The following is a 3,231-nucleotide window of genomic DNA, read 5'->3' on the forward strand; positions in this document are numbered from 1 at the left end:
TGAACGTGGTAAAAACGGTGCTGGCGCAAACTGTGCTGGTCGTGGTGGCGAATCAGTTATTTTAAAAGTTCCTGTGGGAACAACTATCGTCGATTCTGAATCTGGCGATATTATTGGCGATCTGGTTGAAGACGGCCAGAAAGTATTAGTGGCACATGGCGGCCAAGGTGGTTTGGGTAATACCCACTTCAAATCATCAACCAACCGTTCTCCGCGTAAATGTACACATGGTACTAAAGGCGAATTCCGTGAAATCCGCCTTGAGCTGAAAGTACTGGCTGATGTGGGCTTGCTTGGCATGCCAAACGCAGGTAAATCAACCTTTATCCGTGCAGTCTCTGCAGCAAAACCAAAAGTGGCAGATTATCCGTTTACGACCATGGTACCTAATCTGGGTGTAGTGGATGCGGATCGTCACCGTTCATTTGTAATGGCGGATATTCCAGGTCTGATCGAAGGTGCGGCAGAAGGTGCAGGTCTCGGGATTCGCTTCCTGAAACATTTGGCACGTACCCGTATTCTGCTTCACATTGTCGATGTTCAACCGATTGACGGTTCAGATCCAGCTTACAATGCCAAAGCGATTTTGAATGAGTTGCAAAAATTCTCCCCAACACTTTCAAAATTACCGGTGGTATTGGTTCTGAATAAGGTCGATCAGCTTGCTGTAGATACTCGCGATGAATGGTGTAATCACATTCTTGAAGAATTGCAGTGGGAAGGTCCTGTCTTTAAAACTTCAGGCTTAACGGCTGAAGGAACTAAGGATGTGGTGTATTACCTGATGGATCAAATCGAGCAGCAACGCGAACGCGAAGTTGAAGATCCTGAATACGCAGCAGAGATGAAAGAATTCCGTGATCAGCTTGAAGCTGAAACACGTGAACAAACGATTGCTGCGAAAGAAGCTTATCGTGAAATGCGTCGCGCTCAACGTCTGGGCGGCGATGACTTTGATGATGAAGATGATGACGACAGCGACGTAGAAGTATATTACGTACGTTAATCTTTTAAAGATAAGTCTGAGGACAAGATGATAGAAGTGGTAGATGGGCAACGTCAGCTCAAGGGTTGTAAACGAATCGTTGTTAAAATCGGATCATCTTTACTCACAGCAAACGGGCAAGGTTTAGATTTAGATGCCATCTCGCATTGGGCGGGACAAATCGCGGATCTACACAATGCCGGACACGAGATTATTCTCGTTTCTTCCGGAGCTGTGGCTGAAGGTATGGTTCGAATGAAACTTGAGAATCGACCCACCGATCTACCCAGTCTTCAGGCTTGTGCTGCCATTGGTCAGATGGGTTTAATCCAGACCTGGTCAAGTGTGCTGGAAAAACACAGCATTCAAACTGCTCAGGTGTTATTGACTCATGATGACCTGGCAGACCGTCGTCGTTATCTGAATTCTTGTGATGCTTTGCAGCACCTGATTGATTGGCATGTGATTCCGGTCATTAATGAAAATGACACGGTTTCTACTGACGAAATTCGCTTTGGTGATAACGATACCTTAGCTGCGATGGTGGCGGGACAAGTTCACGCAGATCTGCTGATTATCCTGACTGATCAGGAAGGCATGTTTGACTCGGATCCACGTTCTAATCCGGATGCCAAACTGTTCCATACCGTGCGTGCCATGGATGAAAGCCTGTTTGATATGGCAGGCGGCGGCGGAAAATTTGGTCGTGGCGGTATGCTGACTAAAGTTCGTGCTGCACGTCTGGCTGCGAAATCTGGTTGCCCAACCTTGATCGCTAGTGGTGATAGTGACAATGTTTTATCGCGCCTGATGGCAGGTGAAATGTTGGGTACGTTATTTATCACTGATGATGATCGCATGACTGCACATCAGCAATGGTTAGCAGCGCATCTGCAAACTGCAGGTCGTTTGGTGATTGATGATGGTGCGGTTAAAGCCATCAAAGAAAATCACCGTAGCTTGTTGCCTGTCGGTGTCAAAGCGGTAGAAGGACATTTTGACCGTGGTGATGTAGTGGAATGTGTCGATCGACAAGGTCACCGTATTGCTGTAGGACGTGTCAACTTTAGTTCGCGTTCAGCGGAAATCGTCAAAGGTCTGGCATCAGATAAAGTCCATCAGGTATTGGGCGAAGCACGTTCTTTAGAGATGATTCATCGCAATCATATGGCGATTTACTAAGTTATCAAGATATAAAAAATCCCGCTTTCGAGCGGGATTTTTTATGTCTGGAAATTTACTTCACCCAGCCCATCCGAATAAAAGGCTTAAACAGGAATTGATGAATGCTGAAAATAAAGCTCATGATTTTATTCTCATATTTCCACCAGAGCGGTAAGCCAGCAAGATTAACTGCCAAAGCAATCAGGAATGCTCCCACCATATCAATCGGAAAATGTACACCCACATAAACCCGTGACCACGCAACCAACCAGGCAGTCCAGAGTAGGATTCGTCCCAAATCACGTTGTGCTGAGAAATAATAGGCAAAGGCAATCCCGCTAAAAATACTCATGTGATTGCTTGGGAATGAACCTGTAGGGGCGTGCTCAATCAGGGTTCGACCAACCTCCATAACAAAAGGGCGGGGTGTGTTTAGAACGGCAGATAATACTTCGCTAATCGACAAGGTGATTGCTGTGAAGATCGCAGCTTTAATAATCCCTGTTTTGATTTCACGACTACCACGCAGCCAGGCAATAGCAAAAATCAGCAGGAATACATACACTAGATCATGCGCTATCAGACTGGCATAGTTAATCATCCAGATCGAGGCTTGGTCAGGTACATTGAGAAGATGAAACAGATACAGGTTCAGTTGATCGAGTGACATGAGGAGAGAGGGCTGACACAAATGTCCGTTACTCTAAACCGATCAAAGCTCAATTCATATCTGAGTTTGTATGAATTTGTAGCATTGATTTTTCAAAGAATATTCAAGTGATAAAAAACCACCCAAAAGGGTGGTTTTTAAACATCTGAATAATTTTATTAAGACTTATTTAAACTGAATAGAACCATTGGCATTGACGGTCATTTTGGATTCACCCGCTGCCATTTCCTGTTCTGGAACTGCTTCGGCATAAGCAGATTTGGCCATCGCCATGCGTGGCACAGGTGGATAACCCGAATTATTGGTGTTGATATTCAGATTCACCAGTTGATAGCCTGGTTTGTTCCAGGCTTGAGCCAGACTTTGCGCACGTTGCTGGAAGTTTTTCGAAGCTTCAAGCATCAGTTCGTTT

4 protein-coding genes are annotated in these 3,231 nt (G+C 45.3%); 2 read left to right on the forward strand and 2 right to left on the reverse strand.

Features of this window, described 5'->3' with window-relative positions; translation table 11 throughout:
- The coding region (cgtA, locus tag B4J23_RS13340; protein ID WP_291361277.1) for an Obg family GTPase CgtA at window positions 1–1,006 on the forward strand (1,006 nt) is incomplete at its 5' end.
- A 27-nt stretch (window positions 1,007–1,033) separates the two neighbouring features.
- Window positions 1,034–2,167, forward strand: a complete 1,134-nt coding sequence (gene proB, locus B4J23_RS13345; RefSeq protein WP_005234922.1) for a glutamate 5-kinase — start codon at window positions 1,034–1,036, stop codon at window positions 2,165–2,167.
- 55 nt (window positions 2,168–2,222) lie between these two features.
- On the opposite strand, the gene B4J23_RS13350 is transcribed toward proB, so the two are convergent.
- Together B4J23_RS13350 and B4J23_RS13355 are read right to left on the reverse strand one after the other, a co-directional pair.
- Window positions 2,223–2,819, reverse strand: coding sequence for a phosphatase PAP2 family protein (locus B4J23_RS13350; RefSeq protein ID WP_291361280.1), 597 nt, complete (start codon window positions 2,817–2,819; stop codon window positions 2,223–2,225).
- Window positions 2,820–2,984: 165 nt separating this feature from the next.
- Window positions 2,985–3,231, reverse strand: a 247-nt coding sequence (locus tag B4J23_RS13355; RefSeq protein WP_291361282.1) for an SIMPL domain-containing protein, incomplete at its 5' end; no start/stop codon positions are given.

The organism is Acinetobacter sp. UBA3025 (assembly GCF_002367915.1).
Taxonomy (GTDB): domain Bacteria; phylum Pseudomonadota; class Gammaproteobacteria; order Pseudomonadales; family Moraxellaceae; genus Acinetobacter.

Coding starts and splice junctions, on each gene's coding strand:
- proB (WP_005234922.1), top strand. CDS start 1,034: ATGATAGAAGTGGTAGATGGGCAACGTCAGCTCAAGGGTTGTAAACGA.
- B4J23_RS13350 (WP_291361280.1), bottom strand. CDS start 2,819: ATGTCACTCGATCAACTGAACCTGTATCTGTTTCATCTTCTCAATGTA.